The sequence below is a fragment of the Bradyrhizobium sp. 195 genome, assembly GCF_023101665.1.
Lineage (GTDB): Bacteria > Pseudomonadota > Alphaproteobacteria > Rhizobiales > Xanthobacteraceae > Bradyrhizobium.
In genome coordinates, this window is the sequence record NZ_CP082161.1 from 6,287,094 (window position 1) to 6,307,061 (window position 19,968).

7 protein-coding genes and 2 pseudogenes are annotated in these 19,968 nt (G+C 60.7%); 2 read left to right on the top strand and 7 right to left on the bottom strand.

Features of this window, described 5'->3' with window-relative positions; all coding sequences use genetic code 11:
* Nucleotides 1-429 precede the first annotated feature (429 nt).
* Nucleotides 430-11,163 (bottom strand): VCBS domain-containing protein, encoded by a 10,734-nt coding sequence (locus IVB26_RS29490; protein WP_247968583.1) that lies wholly within the window; start codon nt 11,161-11,163, stop codon nt 430-432.
* Between the two features lie 2,322 nt (nt 11,164-13,485).
* Nucleotides 13,486-14,190, bottom strand: a complete 705-nt coding sequence (locus IVB26_RS29495) for a hypothetical protein (protein WP_247968584.1) — start codon at nt 14,188-14,190, stop codon at nt 13,486-13,488.
* A gap of 482 nt (nt 14,191-14,672) precedes the next feature.
* Between IVB26_RS29495 and IVB26_RS29500 the strand changes: the two genes are divergently transcribed.
* Both IVB26_RS29500 and IVB26_RS29505 read left to right on the top strand, forming a co-directional pair.
* A complete protein-coding gene (locus IVB26_RS29500; RefSeq protein WP_247968585.1) occupies nt 14,673-15,011 on the top strand; it encodes an H-NS histone family protein in 339 nt (112 codons plus the stop codon).
* A 928-nt stretch (nt 15,012-15,939) separates the two neighbouring features.
* Nucleotides 15,940-16,176, top strand: coding sequence for a hypothetical protein (locus tag IVB26_RS29505; protein WP_247968586.1), 237 nt, complete (start codon nt 15,940-15,942; stop codon nt 16,174-16,176).
* Between the two features lie 307 nt (nt 16,177-16,483).
* On the opposite strand, the pseudogene IVB26_RS29510 reads toward IVB26_RS29505, so the two are convergent.
* The 5 genes and pseudogenes from IVB26_RS29510 to IVB26_RS29530 all read right to left on the bottom strand — a co-directional run.
* A pseudogene (locus IVB26_RS29510) lies at nt 16,484-17,063 on the bottom strand (NAD(P)H-dependent flavin oxidoreductase); the annotation flags it as partial.
* Nucleotides 17,064-17,201: 138 nt separating this feature from the next.
* A pseudogene (locus IVB26_RS29515) lies at nt 17,202-17,321 on the bottom strand (pantoate--beta-alanine ligase); the annotation flags it as partial.
* On the bottom strand, nt 17,318-18,205 hold the full coding sequence (panB, locus tag IVB26_RS29520) for a 3-methyl-2-oxobutanoate hydroxymethyltransferase (RefSeq protein ID WP_247968587.1): 888 nt from the start codon (nt 18,203-18,205) through the stop codon (nt 17,318-17,320). The gene panB and the pseudogene IVB26_RS29515, both read right to left, overlap by 4 nt.
* Before the next feature lie 7 nt (nt 18,206-18,212).
* Nucleotides 18,213-18,686 (bottom strand): aspartate 1-decarboxylase, encoded by a 474-nt coding sequence (gene panD, locus IVB26_RS29525; protein WP_247968588.1) that lies wholly within the window; start codon nt 18,684-18,686, stop codon nt 18,213-18,215.
* 443 nt (nt 18,687-19,129) lie between these two features.
* Nucleotides 19,130-19,957: an SDR family NAD(P)-dependent oxidoreductase gene (locus tag IVB26_RS29530; protein ID WP_247968589.1), complete on the bottom strand. Its 828-nt coding sequence runs from the start codon at nt 19,955-19,957 to the stop codon at nt 19,130-19,132.
* Nucleotides 19,958-19,968: the final 11 nt, after the last annotated feature.

A 19,968-nucleotide genomic window follows, 5' to 3' on the forward strand; every position in this document is an offset into this window, starting at 1 on the left:
ATAAACTATCCATTAAATGTTTATTATCGTCAACATTTAATATATAATGTCTTTTGGATTAACCTTACCCGGAACGAACCTCGGCGAAAATCAAAGACGGGCGAAAATCGGCAAAAACGTTGCAATACAAGGACGATAGCAGACCCCACAATCGAAGCCTGGGCAGAGCGCCGGCTGAGAGCCGATATGAATTCACCGGAATAGTACGGGTGATCGCGGTAAATTTTATTATTCCGGGATTCAATAATTATGTGATGACAAAATGAACTGGCAACCGGTCAATCCACTCGCAGAATCGAGCGGATGCTGCGACCAGGCCGGCGCGCATAGAGCAGATTTCGCGACATGCGGAGGGCGCGAAGCGAGACATCTTTCCACGACGATTGAGGCGATCGCTCCCAGCGCCTCGAGCCATCGCCTCGCAGCGCGTCAGACCAGATACTCGTGGTAGCTGATAAGCGTTCCCATGTTCTTGTCTGCCTCAGTCTGGAAGCTCGCGGGATCGTACTGGCCCAACAGGCTGATATTGGCGGTATGAACGCCGTCAGTCACTGAAAGGATTCCTCCAGTGCCGGCCTGATTTGCGACATAACTAGCGGTCGTGCCGGTCCCGAATGCGACGTCGAGGAGATCCAGGTGGTCATTTCCGTCAAACCCGGACACGACTCCGCTGAAGTCGAAGGAGTCATGGAGCACGATTGTCCCGGTCGCTGCGGCATCGAGCGCGACATGCGCAGATGAAGCCGCTCCGAACTCGATCGTAGCTACGCCATCCATCAGTGCCGTGCCGCTGCCGCTTACACTGCCGTTGAGAGTGATGTTGGCTCCATGCGCCCACAGCAGCCCTGAATTATCCACGTTGCTGTCGATGACCAGGCCGCCGCTGCCGCTGGCCGTAATCGTCCCGGAATTGACGACGGTGTTGTCGCCGGTGTCAATCTCGAGCGCGTTGGTGCCCGTCGCGATGATTGTACCTTGGTTGACAAGGGTCAATGTCCCCTCGCCAAGCTGTCCGGCTCCGGAAATGGTGTTGTCGACGTTGGTCAGCGTGACATCGGAAACAGCACCACTGACGGTGTTCTCGCTATTGTCGGACAACAGCACCTGACCGCCACCTTCAAGCAAAACGCCGTGCCCGACAAGTTGGAGGTCGGTCTCGGCGCCGGTCGAATTCAACGAGATCGTGCCTGTATTGTGGATGTTACCGGACAACGGCAGCAATGCGCCGTTGCCGATTGTCATTGTGGCGGCATTGTCGACTATGGGCTTGAAGTCGAACACAAAGTCGTCCGCTGCGAGCGAGCCGGCATCGACGCCATCCAAAGTGATCGTTTGACCGTCGGCCAGCGCAATGACGGCATTACCGTCATTGTCGGTCGACAGATGCGCCTGCACGTCCGCGAACGTCTTGAAACCGGCGTAGCCAATCAGGTCGATCTGATCATGCGCCATCTCGAAATTATAGATGACGTCATGGCCGATCGGCTGTGAAAATACGAGCAGATCGCTGTCACTTGACGCCGTGAGATAGTCGTCGCCGGAAATGGCGATGATGGCGGAGCCCGCTGCAAAAGCTTCAACATTGTCGGCGAATGTCTCGATTACGGCCGAGCCATCCGGCTGCATCCGAGTCACGGTCACGTCGAGGTGCAAAGCTCCGGCGAAACTGACTGGCGATGTCACGGTTAGCGAGCTGACGTCGGTCGTCTCGATCGTCCACTTGCCATCGGGGAGCAGCGTCCCACCATTGAGTGTCCAGCCGGCGGGCATGCTGGCGACGGTGACCGTGGCGAATTGCCCCTCATTGGCGGGCGAGTCGGTCAGACCCAGATTGATGGGCTGCCCCGATACGCCCGCAGGAGCAAGCGCCGTCCCAAACGCAAAGTCCGCCGCGCTAAAAGCACCGGTTATGCTGGCCAGAGTGGTCAGGTTGTCCAAATCTGCAACGAGTATCGCCCCGCCTGCCACGCTCGGATTGGGATCGTAGTAGACCTGCGCGTGGCCCACTGTCGAATTGTGAAATACGAACAGGGCCCCGGTCGTGATATTGGAGTAACCGTTGATCGTTGATTGAACTGTCGCTGTCGTCACGGATGCGTCCGTTTTGACGCCGACCTCCGTGTTGGCGAGATTTATCGCAGCGTTGTTGCCCGTTCTGACGTTTTCAACGGTTGTATCGGCATCACCAATGACGAATCGCCCGGCGGTTACCGTAAATTCCAGCTTATCCCCTGAGGTGCTGAAGTCGGTGATGCGGTCACCCGCGTCGGTGACAGCGAGATAGGCGAATGTATCGTTCCCGCCACCACCAGTGAGCGCGTCTGCGCCACCACCACCCACGATCCTGTCCGCACCATTGCCTGCGCCACCGTTGATCGTATCGTTACTTGAACCGCCCTTCAGGGTATCATCACCGCCGTTTCCTGAGCTGCCCATGATGACAAACGATCCGGACGTGACTGCGCTAGCATCTACGACTAGGTCGCCGTTACCAGTGATGCCCGATCCGTCGATCGTGAGCGTTCCTCCGTTTTGGAATGTCGAAAGGAATGTCAGGACGTCAGTGTGATTTCCGCTGTTGCTGTCACTTAGACTTATTGTTTCGAAGTTTGTCAGGCCAATGCTTCCTGCACCATCGCCGAACGTGAATGGCCCCAGACCACCACCACTGAGGGCGAGAGTGTCCGTACCGCTTCCCCCAGTCAGCATGTCACCGTTGTTTAGCGTTAGGGGAGATTGCGTTCCGGTCACGGTATTGGTGCCCGATACATAAAAGACAGTATCGGTGCCGGTCGTGAGAGCGAAGGGGCTGGGGCTCGTGACCGAAATGGTCACCGTATCGACATCGGTCAATCCCCCACCCGCTCCGGTGTGGCCATTGTCGTTTGTCGTCATGGTCAGAGTGCTAGTTCCGGCGAAGTTCGATGTCGGAACGTAGTTGACTGTCGAGGCCAGGGTAGAATTGATGGCGCTGAGCGTTCCGGTCAGCGTCACCGTCGACGTTCCGCTGCCGCTGATCCCTGCTGTACCTCCTGAAACGGTCAAGGTGCCGTTGGTTACCGACAACGTGATCGTTTCGCTGGCGCCGTCCGAGTCGGCATCGAAGATGCTAAGTCCAGTGATCGCCTTTGTCGTGTTGACGTTTGTCGTCTGTGCTCCCGGAACCGTATTCACCGGCGCGTCGTTGACCGGGATGACCGCGACGGTCGAGCTCACGATATTGCTGGCGTGGCTGGCCGTCTGGCCGTCGTCAACCTGGTAGCTGATGGTGCGGGTCGCGCCCGACGGATTGTCACCCGAGTTCGAATACGTCACGGAGCGTAGAGCCGCCTGGTAGTTCGCCACACTCGACGAACCCGTCAGGGTCAGCACCCCAGTGCTGGCGTTATAGCTGCCGATGATGCCGTTCTGATTGGTAAAACCGAGCACATCCTGGCCGGAGGCGAAGTTGCCTGTAATCGAGACCGTCGCGCCGGTCAGATTCGTACTGTCAACATCCGACACGATCAGCGCCATATCGATCGCGGTCGTCGCCTGACCCTCGGTATAGGACAGTGAACCGCCATTGGCGTTCAGCACCGGCGCATCATTGCTGCCGGTGATGGTTACCGTGACGATGCCGCTCGCGGTGCCGTCCTGGCTGGTGACCGTGAACTGGTCCTGCACCTGCTGGCCGGCGGTGAGCTCATCGTGGGCACCGTTGCCGGCGTAGCTCCAGGCCCCGTTGGCATCGATCGTGAAGTCGCCATAGGTCCCGTGCGCATTGCTCTGGGCGACGACATGGGCTTCGCCCATGTCGGGATCCACAATCGTCAGCTGGCCGGAGGCGTTCAATGCGGTGGCAGTGTTGCCTTCCGTGACGGACTTCGAGTCCGAGCTGACCGTGGCCGCATCGTTGCTGCCGGTGATGGTGACTGTGACGATGCCGCTCGCGGTGCCGTCCTGGCTGGTGACCGTGAACTGGTCCTGCACCTGCTGGCCGGCGATGAGCTCATCGTGGGCGCCGTTGCCGGTGTAGCTCCAGGCCCCGTTGGCATCGATCGAGAAGTCGCCATAGGTCCCGTGGGCGTTCGTCTGCGCCACGACATGGGCTTCGCCGCTGTCGGGATCCACAATCGTCAGCTGGCCGGAGGCGTTCAATGCGGTGGCAGTGTTGCCTTCCGTGACGGACTTCGAGTCCGACGAGACAGTGGCCGCATCGTTGCTGCCGGTGATAGTCACCGTCACGATGCCGGTGGCGGTGCCGTCCTGGCTGGTGACCGTGAACTGATCCTGCACCTGCTGGCCGGCAGTGAGCTCATCGTGGGCGCCGTTGCCGGTGTAGCTCCAGGCGCCGTTGGCATCGATCGAGAAGTCGCCATAGGTCCCGTGGGCGTTCGTCTGCGCCACGACATGGGCTTCGCCGCTGTCGGGATCCACAATCGTCAGCTGGCCGGAGGCGTTCAATGCGGTGGCAGTGTTGCCTTCCGTGACGGACTTCGAGTCCGACGAGACAGTGGCCGCATCGTTGCTGCCGGTGATAGTCACCGTCACGATGCCGGTGGCGGTGCCGTCCTGGCTGGTGACCGTGAACTGATCCTGCACCTGCTGGCCAGCGGTGAGCTCATCGTGGGCGCCGTTGCCGGTGTAGCTCCAGGCCCCGTTGGCATCGATCGTGAAGTCGCCATAGGCGCCGTGCGCGTTGGTCTGCGCCACGACGTGGGCTTCGCCGGTATCGGGATCCACAATCGTCAGCTGGCCGGAGGCGTTCAGTGCGGCGGCAGTGTTGCCTTCCGTGACGGACTTCGAGTCCGAACTCACGGTCGCCGCATCATTGCTGCCGGTGATGGTCACCGTCACGATGCCGCTCGCGGTGCCGTCCTGGCTGGTGACGGTGAACTGGTCCTGCACCTGCTGGCCGGCGGTGAGCTCATCGTGGGCGCCGTTGCCGGTGTAGCTCCAGGCCCCGTTGGCATCGATGGTGAAGTCGCCATAGGCGCCGTGCGCGTTGCTCTGGGCGACGACATGGGCTTCGCCGCTGTCGGGGTCGGTGATGGTGAGCTGGCCGGAGGCGTTCAATGCGGCCGCAGTGTTGCCTTCCGTGACGGACTTCGAGTCCGACGAGACCGTGGCCGCATCATTGGTGCCGGTGATGGTCACCGTCACGATGCCGCTCGCGGTGCCGTCCTGGCTGGTCACCGTGAACTGGTCCTGCACCTGCTGGCCGGCAGTGAGCTCATTGTGGGCGCCATTGCCGGTGTAGCTCCAGGCCCCGTTGGCATCGATGCTGAAGTCGCCATAGGTGCCATGGACGTTCGATTGCGCCACGACACGGGCTTCGCCGGTGTCGGGATCCACAATCGTCAGCTGACCGCTGGTATTGAGCGCCGCCGCGGTGTCGCCCTCGGTGACGGACTTCGAGTCCGAGCTGACCGTGGCCGCATCGTTGCTGCCGGTGATGGTGACGGTCACGATGCCGCTTGCGGTGCCGTCCTGGCTGGTGACCGTGAACTGGTCCTGCACCTGCTGGCCGGCGGTGAGCTCATCGTGGGCGCCATTGCCGGTGTAGCTCCAGGCGCCGTTGGCATCGATCGAGAAGTCGCCATAGGTCCCGTGCGCGTTGCTCTGCGCCACGACATGGGCTTCGCCGGTGTCGGGATCCACAATCGTCAGCTGACCGCTGGTATTGAGCGCCGCCGCGGTATCGCCCTCGGTGACGGACTTCGAGTCCGACGAGACCGTGGCCGCATCATTGGTGCCGGTGATTGTCACCGTCACGATGCCGCTCGCGGTGCCGTCCTGGCTGGTGACCGTGAACTGGTCCTGGACCTGCTGGCCGGCGGTGAGCTCATCGTGGGCGCCGTTGCCGGTGTAGCTCCAGGCGCCGTTGGCATCGATGCTGAAGTCGCCATAGGTGCCATGGGCGTTGGTCTGAGCCACGACATGGGCTTCGCCGCTGTCGGGATCCACAATCGTCAGCTGACCGGAGGCGTTCAGTGCGGCGGCAGTGTTGCCTTCCGTGACGGACTTCGAGTCCGACGAGACCGTGGCCGCATCGTTGCTGCCGGTGATGGTGACCGTCACGATGCCGCTTGCGGTGCCGTCCTGGCTGGTGACCGTGAACTGGTCCTGCACCTGCTGGCCGGCAGTGAGCTCATTGTGGGCGCCATTGCCGGTGTAGCTCCAGGCGCCGCTGGCATCGATGCTGAAGTCGCCATAGGTGCCATGGACGTTCGATTGCGCCACGACATGGGCTTCGCCACTGTCGGGATCCACAATCGTCAGCTGACCGCTGGTATTGAGCGCCGCCGCGGTGTCGCCCTCGCTGACGGACTTCGAGTCCGAGCTGACCGTGGCCGCGTCGTTGCTGCCGGTGATGGTGACCGTCACGATGCCGCTTGCGGTGCCGTCCTGGCTGGTGACCGTGAACTGATCCTGCACCTGCTGGCCGGCAGTGAGCTCGTCGTGGGCGCCGTTGCCGGTGTAGCTCCAGGCCCCGTTGGCATCGATGCTGAAGTCGCCATAGGTGCCATGGACGTTCGATTGCGCCACGACACGGGCTTCGCCACTGTCGGGATCCACAATCGTCAGCTGACCGCTGGTATTGAGCGCCGCCGCGGTGTCGCCCTCGCTGACGGACTTCGAGTCCGAGCTGACCGTGGCCGCATCGTTGCTGCCCGTGATGGTGACGGTCACGATGCCGCTTGCGGTGCCGTCCTGGCTGGTGACCGTGAACTGGTCCTGCACCTGCTGGCCGGCGGTGAGCTCATCGTGGGCGCCATTGCCGGTGTAGCTCCAGGCGCCGTTGGCATCGATGCTGAAGTCGCCATAGGTCCCGTGCGCGTTGCTCTGCGCCACGACGTGGGCTTCGCCGGTGTCGGGATCCACAATCGTCAGCTGACCGCTGGTATTGAGCGCCGCCGCGGTATCGCCCTCGGTGACGGACTTCGAGTCCGACGAGACCGTGGCCGCATCATTGGTGCCGGTGATGGTGACTGTGACGATGCCGCTCGCGGTGCCGTCCTGGCTGGTCACCGTGAACTGGTCCTGCACCTGCTGGCCAGCTGTGAGCTCGTCATGGGCGCCGTTGCCGGTGTAGCTCCAGGCCCCGTTGGCATCGATCGAGAAGTCGCCATAGGCGCCGTGCGCGTTGGTCTGAGCCACGACATGGGCTTCGCCGCTGTCGGGATCCACAATCGTCAGCTGACCGGAGGCGTTCAGTGCGGCGGCAGTGTTGCCTTCCGTGACGGACTTCGAGTCCGAGCTGACCGTCGCCGCATCGTTGCTGCCGGTGATAGTCACCGTCACGATGCCGCTCGCGGTGCCGTCCTGGCTGGTCACCGTGAACTGATCCTGCACCTGCTGGCCGGCGGTGAGCTCATCATGGGCGCCGTTGCCGATGTAGCTCCAGGCCCCGTTGGCATCGATGGTGAAGTCGCCATAGGTCCCGTGGACATTGCTCTGGGCGACGACATGGGCTTCGCCGCTGTCGGGATCCACGATCGTCAGCTGGCCGGAGGCGTTCAGTGCGGCGGCGGTGTTGCCTTCCGTGACGGACTTCGAGTCCGAACTCACGGTCGCCGCATCATTGCTGCCGGTGATGGTGACGGTCACGATGCCGCTCGCGGTGCCGTCCTGGCTGGTCACCGTGAACTGGTCCTGGACCTGCTGGCCGGCGGTGAGCTCGTCATGGGCGCCGTTGCCGGTGTAGCTCCAGGCCCCGTTGGCATCGATCGTGAAGTCGCCATAGGTCCCGTGCGCGTTGGTCTGCGCGACGACGTGGGCTTCGCCGCTGTCGGGATCCACAATCGTCAGCTGACCGCTGGTATTGAGCGCCGCCGCGGTGTCGCCCTCGGTGACGGACTTCGAGTCCGAGCTGACCGTGGCCGCATCGTTGCTGCCGGTGATAGTCACCGTCACGATGCCGGTGGCGGTGCCGTCCTGGCTGGTGACCGTGAACTGATCCTGCACCTGCTGGCCGGCAGTGAGCTCATCGTGGGCGCCGTTGCCGGTGTAGCTCCAGGCCCCGTTGGCATCGATCGAGAAGTCGCCATAGGTGCCGTGCGCGTTGGTCTGGGCCACGACATGGGCTTCGCCGGTATCGGGATCCACAATCGTCAGCTGGCCGGAGGCGTTCAATGCGGCCGCAGTGTTGCCTTCCGTGACGGACTTCGAGTCCGAACTCACGGTCGCCGCATCATTGGTGCCGGTGATGGTCACCGTCACGATGCCGCTCGCGGTGCCGTCCTGGCTGGTCACCGTGAACTGGTCCTGCACCTGCTGGCCGGCGGTGAGCTCATCGTGGGCGCCGTTGCCGGTGTAGCTCCAGGCCCCGTTGGCATCGATCGAGAAGTCGCCATAGGTCCCGTGCGCGTTGGTCTGGGCCACGACATGGGCTTCGCCGGTATCGGGATCCACAATCGTCAGCTGGCCGGAGGCGTTCAATGCGGCCGCAGTGTTGCCTTCCGTGACGGACTTCGAGTCCGAACTCACGGTCGCCGCATCGTTGCTGCCGGTGATGGTCACCGTCACCGTACCGCTTGCGGTGCCGTCCTGGCTGGTGACCGTGAACTGATCCTGCACCTGCTGGCCGGCGGTGAGCTCATCGTGGGCGCCGTTGCCGGTGTAGCTCCAGGCCCCGTTGGCATCGATCGTGAAGTCGCCATAGGCGCCGTGCGCGTTGGTCTGGGCCACGACATGGGCTTCGCCGGTATCGGGATCCACAATCGTCAGCTGGCCGGAGGCGTTCAATGCGGCCGCAGTGTTGCCTTCCGTGACGGACTTCGAGTCCGAACTCACGGTCGCCGCATCATTGGTGCCGGTGATGGTCACCGTCACGATGCCGCTCGCGGTGCCGTCCTGGCTGGTCACCGTGAACTGGTCCTGCACCTGCTGGCCGGCGGTGAGCTCGTCATGGGCGCCGTTGCCGGTGTAGCTCCAGGCCCCGTTGGCATCGATGCTGAAGTCGCCATAGGTGCCATGGACGTTCGATTGCGCCGCGACATGGGCCTGGCCCGTGTCGGGGTCGGTGATGGTGAGCTGACCGGAGGCGTTCAATGCGGCGGCAGTGTCGCCTTCCGTGACGGACTTCGAGTCCGAAGAGACCGTGGCCGCATCGTTGGTGCCGGTGATGGTCACCGTCACGATGCCGCTCGCGGTGCCGTCCTGGCTGGTCACCGTGAACTGGTCCTGGACCTGCTGGCCGGCGATGAGCTCGTCGTGGGCACCGTTGCCGGTGTAGCTCCAGGCCCCGTTGGCATCGATCGTGAAGTCGCCATAGGTCCCGTGGACATTGCTCTGCGCGACGACGTGGGCTTCGCCGCTGTCGGGATCCACAATCGTCAGCTGACCGCTGGTGTTGAGCGCCGCCGCGGTGTCGCCCTCGGTGACGGACTTCGAGTCCGACGAGACCGTGGCCGCATCATTGCTGCCGGTGATGGTCACCGTCACCGTACCGGTGGCGGTGCCGTCCTGGCTGGTGACCGTGAACTGGTCCTGCACCTGCTGGCCAGCGGTGAGCTCATTGTGGGCGCCGTTGCCGGTGTAGCTCCAGGCGCCGTTGGCATCGATGCTGAAGTCGCCATAGGTCCCGTGGACATTGCTCTGGGCGACGACGTGGGCTTCGCCGCTGTCGGGATCCACAATCGTCAGCTGGCCGGAGGCGTTCAATGCGGCCGCAGCGTCGCCTTCCGTGACGGACTTCGAGTCCGAACTCACGGTCGCCGCATCGTTGCTGCCGGTGATGGTCACCGTCACGATGCCGCTCGCGGTGCCGTCCTGGCTGGTCACCGTGAACTGATCCTGCACCTGCTGGCCGGCGATGAGCTCATTGTGGGCGCCGTTACCGGTGTAGCTCCAGGCCCCGTTGGCATCGATGGTGAAGTCGCCGTAGGTCCCGTGCTCGTTCGTCTGCGCCACGACGTGGGCTTCGCCCGTGTCGGGATCCACAATCGTCAGCTGGCCGGAGGCGTTCAATGCGGTGGCAGTGTTGCCTTCCGTGACGGACTTCGAGTCCGAAGAGACCGTGGCCGCATCGTTGCTGCCGGTGATGGTGACCGTCACCGTGCCGCTCGCGGTGCCGTCCTGGCTGGTGACCGTGAACTGGTCCTGCACCTGCTGGCCGGCAGTGAGTTCGTCATGGGCGCCGTTGCCGGTGTAGCTCCAGGCGCCGTTGGCATCGATCGTGAAGTCGCCGTAGGTGCCGTGCGCGTTGGTCTGCGCGACGACATGGGCCTGGCCCGTATCGGGATCCACAATCGTCAACTGACCGCTCGTGTTGAGCGCGGAGGCGGCATTACCCTCGGTGACGGACTTCGCCTCGGAAGAGACCGTGGCAGCATCATTGGTGCCGGTGATCGTGACCGTCACCGTCTGGGTGGCTGTCGAGCCGTGGCCGTCATTGATCGTCACCACGAAGCTTTCGGTGACGGTCTGGCCCGCAGCGAGGTATTGCGCAGCCGCGTTGTTCAAATTGTAGTGCCACTGCACCGCGCCGTTGGCCGAATTGGCCGCCTCATTGACAGGATCGAGCGAGAAGGCGCCGAGAGAAGTGGTATTGGAAGAGGCTGCCGCGAACGAGGCCGAATGCGTGTCGCTGAGATCGGCGTCGTTGAAACTGATAGTGCCGGCCGCGCTCTGCGAATCCGAGAGATCGGGTGTGGCATTCGCGTCTTCTACCACCGAGCCGCTTTGCGGACTTGACGTGATGAAGACCGAGTCGTTTGCGCCATTGAACTGGAGTGTCACGGTCGCCCAACTGAGCGTGCCATTGCCCAGCTGGATGGCGTAGGTGAATGTGTCAGTCAGCGTTTGCCCGGCCGCCAGCGCCTGAAGCTGAATGTTGATGTCGCCCTTGTCGTAATGAACGGTGCCGTCCGCTTCGATCCAGATGCGTGCGCCGAGGGCGCTGCGGTCACCGGTTGCGGCCATTCCGGCGGCATCACTGCTGTACGCGACATCTTTGACCAGCAAGTCCGCCGGTGCGTAGTTCTTGGTGGATGCGGAGGAGCTCGTTCCATTGTCCAGGGAGAACAGCGTCTTGGCCGCACCCCCAAGGTCATTTGCCAGCACGTTCAAGATGAGAATGTTGCTGGCGTCCTCCGTAAACGAGAAACTGTCCGTGTTGGCTTGCGGAGTATTGCCGAACGAAACCGTGCTGCCGCCGCCCGTTGTCTGCGTCGCCATAGCTTAAATCCTCTGGATGATGCGCCGTCCGCATTCACGGACCGGCACAAATTGCACAATGGCGCGGGGATGATCGGCCGTTGCCTTACCTACGCTGCTGAAGAAAAATGCCGAGCTGCTCAGCATGCCTGCCGTCCTGCTCATCGCTTCGAAAATGTGCAAACAGAACATGTGCCGCTCAGCCCGGTTTGGGGCTGAGGTCGCCCCGAGCTTGCGGGCGGATGTCGCGTGCATGATCGCGCGCCTGACAGCCGCCATGTTTGCAAACCGCAAACCTGGCTGGATCGAGAGATCGCAAATTGACGGAGAAGAATTCGAAATTGCCCGAGCCCGAGTGAACATTGCTACAAAATGCCTGCACGTCATTCGCAACCCTCGTCTGCCAATGCCGAGCAGAGAGCGTCGCCGCAAAATCAATTCACGCAAATTGGTAGCGCTCGCTCGGACGGCGATAGGTCCGCCCCAGCGACAATCCCTGCCAAGTTAAGCGAAAGATCTAGCGGTTCCCCCTGCCCCATCGTGGCCGGTGCTTGGCCGCCCACGTTTTGGCAATTATTGATTCTGCAATACTCGCGGCTTCAGAAGCGACACCGTGATCAAGAAGCCACACGATCGCCCACTCCTGATTAAATCAAACCTATTTTAAATTAAAGCTCAAGTCCATTTATTTGTCTATTAGACAGATTTAATTATTAATGCATCGAAATCAATAACAAGGAGGCTCTTGCGCCCCTCCTTGCGAGGAGACACCGGAATTTTACGGCTTTTCTCAGAGATGCACTCGGTCCGCGAGATGATCTTTGCCTCGCGTGGATCATTAATCTACGCACCCGACGCGATCCAGGCCCACCGCCGTGAAGCGGCGAACTTGGCTTTCACTGTGTTGCTGATCATCCTGGTCGGGTCAGTGTAGCGGTCCTTGTCGCCCGGGTGCACGTTCCACAGCGTGAGACCATCGCGGGGCTCAATGGTGGTGCGCTCTAAGAGCGAGGCGCCTAGCCAGACCGCTAGCGCAATCCAATGGCTGGGTTATGGCTCGGTCGCCGACGCAAGCGTCCTGGAGTGCGGCGACAAGAATCCTCGGTTGGGATTTCTGACATTGCGATAGTCGCGCACGAAGCTTCGCATCTCGTGTTGCTGTCCCGCGCACGTTTCTCATTCGCTTTACCGCGCAATGGGGCCCCGGCGAGCAAGCATTCGAAAACGATGTGAAGCTTAAACCGAAACCAGTTCCCGTTCGGCTCACAAAGGGAACCAGATAGACCGCCATTAAATGAGAAATTTGATTATTGTATATAATCATGATGACTCCAACGCGAAATTGAAAAATATGTTTGGGGAAAACATGGGAGGTTGAAATGGAAGCTGCCCGCCGCTTTCGTGCAATGGCGTTGCTTTGCCGACAGACTGCCGCACTCCAACCCGAGAGAAGCTGGAAACTGCTTGCAGAGGCAGAGTACTGGGAGCATCTGGCAGCTGCGGCTTTAGCTCATTGAGCTTTTGCCTTTCGCTTTTCGTCGACTTCTTACTCCAAGTCATTTTCTGAGGCATGTGATGTCGAGTACGCGTCAGATTTTTTCTAGTGCTGTTCTGAGTGAACGGCACCAGGCGCTTCTGGAGGAGCTTAGAGAAGTGGAGAAGCTTCGAAGTAAGCTCCGACATGTAGAAGCAAGAACAATCGGCAGAAGACGGCGTACCAAAGCGAGCGGCAAAGCAAGAGCCGTCTAGAGACCCGCCGGGTCGAAGGTTGACCCGCGTTGGCTCGCCGGCGCGATTCGATGCACGGATTGCGCGCGTTCCTTGCATCTGCCATCATTTTGAAGAGGACGGGCGCCTTCATTCCCGCAGTGGTGAGCCTCGGCGACGACGTCGCAGCGACATGTCGGCAACCACCCAGGCGGGGTCGCCTCACAACGCTCGAACTAACTCGGCGGCGAGACCGGCCGTCTATTCAGGATCGCGCGTTAGCTCCGACTTTCATTCGACGTTGCACTTCGGAACACCGCAACGAGTCGATCGCCTTCCCAAAGCTCAACGTCGTGCTCGTCATGCATTTGCTCAGCTCGGCGTCTCGCCGCCTGCTCGTCAATGCAGTCGAGCTTTGCGGCGCAGATCACTTGCCGGCTGCCGTCCACCACGAACACCTTGTACCGCATAGTGCAGTCCGATCCCAAAGGCGATCGTCATTGTACTCGAATGCTCATCTAAGGCACTGCCAAACTAGATGTGGCGCACGGAACATCTGTACCTGTTGCAGTTCGGCTATATCAGCTCCTGGAATCCACCGATCGCGCGGCGGCTGTACCTCGTATCTAAGCGACCTCAGTGGCGTGATCTCCACGCGTGCCGAAGCGTGCGGCTCGAGCTTAAGAGCGAGAGGCCACCAAGCGTCATCAGCAGCACACCGAACCAGGCCGTCCAGCTGCGCGCTTCGTCGTGCGCCTCTTCAGTGCGCGCACCCAGCGGCATATCTCGCGGTGAATCGGCGGGCGCGGCAGCGAGAAGCTGCCCAACGTCGACTTGGCCCGGCACGGAGTGTTCGGGCGTGAGCTGGTTGGGAAGATCGACAACGGGGGGCGCCGACATCGGGGCAGGGCCCGTGCCGAGACTGGAATCGGCATCAGCTACCTTCATTTCGGGTACAGGCGGCTGAGATTGCTCGGGCGGCGCGGAGCGCAGCAACTCCGCGCGCGCATCAACGACCGCGCTCCGCCTCGTCCCGTTTTCGACCAAACTGGCGCTGCGGTCTTTGGCCACGCGAGCCCGAATGGGCTTCTTCACCGTCGCGATGCCCTCGGCCAGGAACCAGCATTTGCGGCGACCGTCCCTCCGGTAGACCCAATGCTGTCCACCAGTGGTCGAGGTACCGGGACGCGCCACGCATTCGGCTTGCGGCGGAGCGGTTACCGTGGGTTGGGACGTAGCAGTAGTGAAGAACTCGGCTAGAGGATTGGAAGACGCAGGCCCCGCCGAAAAACCTCCGACAAGGACCAAACTGGCGAAGTACAATCGCAAACGACCGGACATCGAAAACTCCCGGGTGCGCCCCACCCCCGCTCGAGCCTTAGCGGCGACAACGGCTCCCATGGGGCTTAAATCGGGCAGCGCGATGAATTAATTGTAGTCTGGCCACCTATTTAATATGCCGGTCCGGCACTCCAGGGGTGCAACACGAGGCAGCGCGATCGATTCATCGAGCCACCTGAGTTGCGCCGGGCCCCGCTCCCGCCGCGATCCGCGGCGCCGCCACCCGGTAGATCGCTATCATTGCGCTCGTCCCCGAACACGAAAGCGCAACTGTCCGAGGGGGGATTGTCGATCTCACGATACGTGGATACCGCTCGCAGCGAATTAAATACTCCGCCACGATATTACCACTGTCGCGCCTTCTCCCTGCTCCCCTCGCATTTAAATGTGGATTGCACGATCAATATTTAACTGACGGCTTGTCTGCTCCCGGATTCCCGACTTGTCTGCCTGGGCCTTCTGCCCAAGATTCGGATGGAGCCATGAACACCGCGCATTTCAATTCGCTCTCCATTGACGAGCTCTGGATACTTCACCAAGAGATCGCCGCCAAACTCACTCAGAAAATGTTGGTGCAAAAAGCACATTTGGAGGAAAGGCTCCACAGGATTGGACTGACCAACGAGGCCACGCGGCTCAATCGTAAGCGCCGTCCATACCCGCCCGTTCGTCCCAAATACCGCAATCCGAAGAACCCAGCGGAGACATGGTCGGGTCGCGGCAGGCTGCCTCGATGGCTGCGGCCGCAGCTTCGAGGCGGCCGAGATTTGCACGATTTCCTGATCGATCAGGCTTCAGCCCAAAAGCGGCGGACAAATTGAGCGCCAATTGCGGCATTTTGTGATGGGAATGCTGGCGCCGGCTGTTACCCTCTTGGGGCTCTGAGCTTTTCACATCATCGTTCAAACGCGGATCATGACCATGCTTGGAGGCATGGCCATAGCGAGCGCGCTGGCGATCTGGCTGATGGTCTCGCTGAATCGCTCGGGGGGCGCGCGGCGCAGTGAAGACATCGACGAGAATCTCAAGCGCGACGGCCCGCGTCTAGTCGTGGTGCCCTCTGAAGTGCCGCCTAACCGCATTCCACGCTCGAAGCACTGGAAGGAGGAGGACGACGAAAAGGACTCTGATTGCAACCGGCGTCATCCCCCGCCGCAGGAGTGGTGGGTCGTGACCGTCCGATCGACGGGCCGTCGTGTTGATCGTCACCGGAGATGGAGTTCCCGCTCGCCGAGTAGGTGCCGGTCTGCGCGAGGGCATGACAACTACAACGAACAGAACGTTCACCAGTAGCCATATTCCCACAATGAGAAGGAAAGTACGCACGAGAACGACCATCGTTTGATCTGAAATCTGCCGAGCTTACTCCTGCCTCATACCCGGCACACAGCCGGCAACACTGCGTTCGCGGACGGAGCCGCTTCAGCGCAGCCGGCACATTGGTATCCCCCCCGAGGAGCGCTTCGCGAGCGTCCAGGATCGCTCGCAGCCTAACCCGGCGCAACAACCGCGTCTGTGCGCTTTCGGACATTCATGCCCCTTCAGGTATGGTAGTTCTATGCATCATCCGGCGAGAGCCGGACAGGGATGGCTCATCAGAGCGTGGCTAGATATCGCAGCATGATGAGCGGCGAATTTGGTGATCCGCATAGAACCAATATCCAGTTTCGGCAGTTGACTCCCGGGAGATCCGAACAAGCAAACTGATCGTTCGGGCCGAGGATAAGTTTAAAAGCTGAGCCGGCACACATGAAGGACCTCCGACGACGTTTGGAAAAGGTCCGCGCTGACGCCAGAGAGTTTGCGCTGATGAGTCAGCAGACAACGGACATAGAAAAGCGCGATCTGTTTAAGCGCTTGGCGGATGAGCTCGCCTTCGAGGCTCTCGAGCTTGAGCTAATCCTGAAGAAAAATGGGCCACCTGATCCGTGCGACCAGCACGAGGTCGTGGAGTTTAAGCCACCCTCTCAGCGAAAGCGCGGCTGACGCGGAAGAGGTTAAGCCGGCTAGATCGAGCGTGCACAACGGATCTTTGCGCATGGAAGAAGAGACCTGGAAGCGCAGACCCATCGCGAAACACGACCGCGCCCGCAATGCGGCTCGCGCCGACCACTAAAAGCGTCGCACGAGACCCGGTTTGTTCTGCCGAGGAAACTAAGAAGCCCTTGCGGGCAATCTGTTAAGAGTGGTGCCGAGCTGCCTTTATCGACAGTCGCGCAATCCGCTGAGCGCGATGTGCAGTTGGAGCGCCCACCAGTTTCTCATCCCAATCGAGCCGGCCGAGAGCGGCACGTTAGGCAAGAGCGACAGTAGCCGCCCTATATTCGCGTTCAAGCCGGTCGATGTATTCTCGGACCGTCGTGATGGCGCGAACAGTTCCAATGCCTTGGCCGGCGCCCCAGATATCCCGCCAGACCTTTGCATCAGTTGCCACCCGAGCCAAAGTCCATCTTCGAGGGTTCCGATTCCGGAAGATTGTCTGGATCAAACTGCATGTTCAATCGACCCGCGCAAATAATTGCCATGCACGCCTGCGAACCGGTTGGTGTAGACGATATCGTCGGCGCAACCGCCCCCGATGCCTTGCTTATAGGCTACTCTTGCATTCGCTTCGGCCGTGGCAATGAAGGCTGACCCGACATAGGCAATGTCAGCACCAAGCGCTCGCGCAGCCAGAATCGAACCTCCGGTCGCAATCGCACCGGAAAGGGCGATTGGGCCGTCGAACCATTGTCGTGTCTCCTTCACGAAGGCGAATGGCGAGAGCCTTCCTGCATGTCCCCCGCTCCGGTCGCGACCAAGACCAGACCATCTGCGCCTCTTTCGATCGCCTTCCGGGCAAACGCCTGATTGACGGCGTTATGCATCACGACGCGCGAAGCCTTTAAGGCAATGACAACCCGCTCCGCTCTCGGAAAGATGGTCGTGCGGATCGGTTGATGCACGCCGCTGCGCCGGCGCTTGGAGACGCCCTCACCAATATCTCGGATCCGTAGAAGTCAAACGGCACACAACGCCAGGTGACCGTCATGCAGATAGCCCATTGTCGGTACAAAGCCGACGCGTGCGCTGTCAGCGCGCGCTTTTGCCAAGACGTGACGAAGCTCAGTAACGGTCGTGGTTGTCTTCATGTCGGATTGCATCGGGTAGAGCTCGGGGGCGTCCAATTCGCGATTGTGTCAGCAAGCTCTTCTGGCAGCTTATAGGACTCTTGCGCGGCCGGAAATTTGCCGTCGCGAACGTCAGCAGCCCAGCGCGACAGCCCCTCACGCAGCAGCTGAAACCCGTCGACATAGGCTCGAACGAATTTGGGGCGATGACCTTCGGTCAAGCTCAGCACATCGTGCAAGACCAGCACCTGGCCCGAGCAACCGGAACCCGCACCGATACCAATCGTCGGTATTGTCAGCGTCTCCGTGGCTCGTTTCGCGAGCTCGGCTGGAATGCCTTCGAGGACGAGGGCAAAACATCCGGCCTCTTGCAGACGGTGGGCGTCCTCGAGCAGGCGTGAGGCATCGTCAAACTTCCGGCCCTGCACTTTGAAGCCACCCATGACATTCACGCTCTGCGGGGTGAGGCCGAGATGGCCCATAACAGGGATTTCACAATCAACGAGAGCTCGCACCATTTCGATGCGCTTGGCTCCGCCCTCGAGTTTAACCGCATCTGCGCCACGCTGAAGAAAGCCTCCGGCGTTGCGAATTGTCTCCTCGGGACTGAGATGAAAGCTGAGAAATGGCATATCGGCTACGAGCAGAGCTCGGGGCTCTGTGCGCGCCACAGCCTCCAGGTGATGGTTCATCATCGCCATGCTGACCGGAAGCGTGTTTTCGAATCCGAGGCAGACATTGCCGACGCTGTCGCCAACAAGAATGACGTCGACGACTCTATCGGCGATTCGCGCGGTAACCGCATCGTACGCGGTCGTCATCACGATGCGCCGCGCTTCCTGTTTCCAACGCTGTAGCACCGGCACCGTAGTATGATTGAGAGAAGGCTCAGGCATATGGCTCATCTGGACCTCAATTCGTGGGCAGCGCCGGATTTGGTTCTACGGCAAGTAGAGGCGTCGGTTTAAGATCACCCGTTTCACCTCTAATTTCGAAGTGGTAGCGCTCTGACGAATTCGAACTGACCGCGTACGTCAGGCGATCAATAATCCTGTTGTCGCGGTCGAAGGCGAGAATTTTCGGCGTCAGCTCGACGATTCGCGTCTCATCGATGTACGACGAACTGCAGACAATGATCTGGTCGCCTACCTGACATGTGCGTGCAGCGGCTCCATTGAGAATGCAACAGCGTGAGCCTGGCGCACCGAAAATCACGTAAGTGGAGATGCGCGCTCCAGAGCTCTTGTTCCAGATCTCGACAAATTCCATCGGAAGGATGCCGGCCTCGTGGCATTGATCCGGGTCGAGGGTGATTGAGCCGTGATAGTGAAGATTGGCGTCCGTGACGTGGATGCCATGGAACTTCGCAGCGGGCACTTTCTTCATCGATAGCGACCTCGTGAGCTTCACACGTCTGCAGGAGCGGCATTTCCTAAGGAGGACGGCGGAAACCTCTCAACAATGGAAGGAATAAAGAAAACCTATCCTCCAAAGCGGGCGGCAAGCGCATACAAACGCCTACTGATCGCGCAACCATCGATGGATGCTTTCGCACCTTCTGACGGACGCTTAGAGCGAGCGCCAATGCGCGCATCGATGAAAGCCCTGGAGATCGCGTACTCCTGCGCCATAAGCTAGTAGATCGCGCCGCCAAGCAGGTCGAGACGGCGGATGAATGCCCGCAGCTACACGGTGGCTATGGATACATGCACGCCGCCAGGTCTCTGCGCGGGGCGCGAGATCCTTGACCAGGAACCGGCGGAATTGGTCCCGAAATGCCTCCAGCTCCTCGGCCATCCAGCTCGATCGATAGGACATCTGCATCTCGCCTACAGGATCAAACCGCCACCGCAGACGATCACTTGACCGCTGATGTAGTTGGACTCAGGGCTACAGAAGAGGTAGACGGCGTCGGCCGCTTCCTCAGGGGTCCCGCCTCGGCCCAGTGGGATGATCCGCGCCATCGACTCGAGCATGTGCGGTTGTACGCCGACTTTGATATCCCGCCCCTGGACATCGATCGTCTTTTGCTGTGCGTCTATTGGCTGTGTAAGCCGCGTGTTTATCAGACCGAACGCCACGCAATTCACGTTGACCTTGTACCGCCCCCATTCCTTGCACAGCGTACGCGTCAGCCCGATCAGAGACGCCTTTGCCGAGGAATAGGACGCTTGACCTGCGTTGCCGTAGAGGCCCGCGATGGATGAGATGTTCACCACCTTTCGGAACACCTCCTGCCCCGCCTCCGCTTCCTTTTTCGAGAAAACACGGATGGGCTCCGATGCGGCTCGAAGAATGCGGAAGGGAGCAACGAGATGAACGTCGAGCATCGCCTGGAACTGCTCGTCGGTCATCTTCTGGATGGTTGCATCCCAAGTGTAGCCGGCATTGTTGACGATAATGTCCAGCCCGCCGAACGTCTGAATGGCCGCCTGAACGAAACGATCAGCGAAGCCGGGCTCGACGACGCTGCCGTTGACGGCAACCACCTCGCCGCCGGCAGCCCTGATCTCGCGCACCACAGCTTCGCCAACATCCGCATCCAGATCGTTGACGACGAGCTTTGCGCCTTCGCTCGCCAGCTTCAAGGCGATGGCACGGCCGATTCCCCGGCCGGACCCTGTCACCAGCGCAACCTTACCTCCAAGTTTTGCCATTTTCCGTTCTC

Coding starts and splice junctions, on each gene's coding strand:
- IVB26_RS29495 (WP_247968584.1), bottom strand. CDS start 14,190: ATGTCCGGTCGTTTGCGATTGTACTTCGCCAGTTTGGTCCTTGTCGGA.
- panD (WP_247968588.1), bottom strand. CDS start 18,686: ATGAAGAAAGTGCCCGCTGCGAAGTTCCATGGCATCCACGTCACGGAC.
- IVB26_RS29530 (WP_247968589.1), bottom strand. CDS start 19,957: ATGGCAAAACTTGGAGGTAAGGTTGCGCTGGTGACAGGGTCCGGCCGG.
- IVB26_RS29505 (WP_247968586.1), top strand. CDS start 15,940: ATGAAGGACCTCCGACGACGTTTGGAAAAGGTCCGCGCTGACGCCAGA.
- IVB26_RS29490 (WP_247968583.1), bottom strand. CDS start 11,163: ATGGCGACGCAGACAACGGGCGGCGGCAGCACGGTTTCGTTCGGCAAT.
- IVB26_RS29500 (WP_247968585.1), top strand. CDS start 14,673: ATGAACACCGCGCATTTCAATTCGCTCTCCATTGACGAGCTCTGGATA.
- panB (WP_247968587.1), bottom strand. CDS start 18,205: ATGAGCCATATGCCTGAGCCTTCTCTCAATCATACTACGGTGCCGGTG.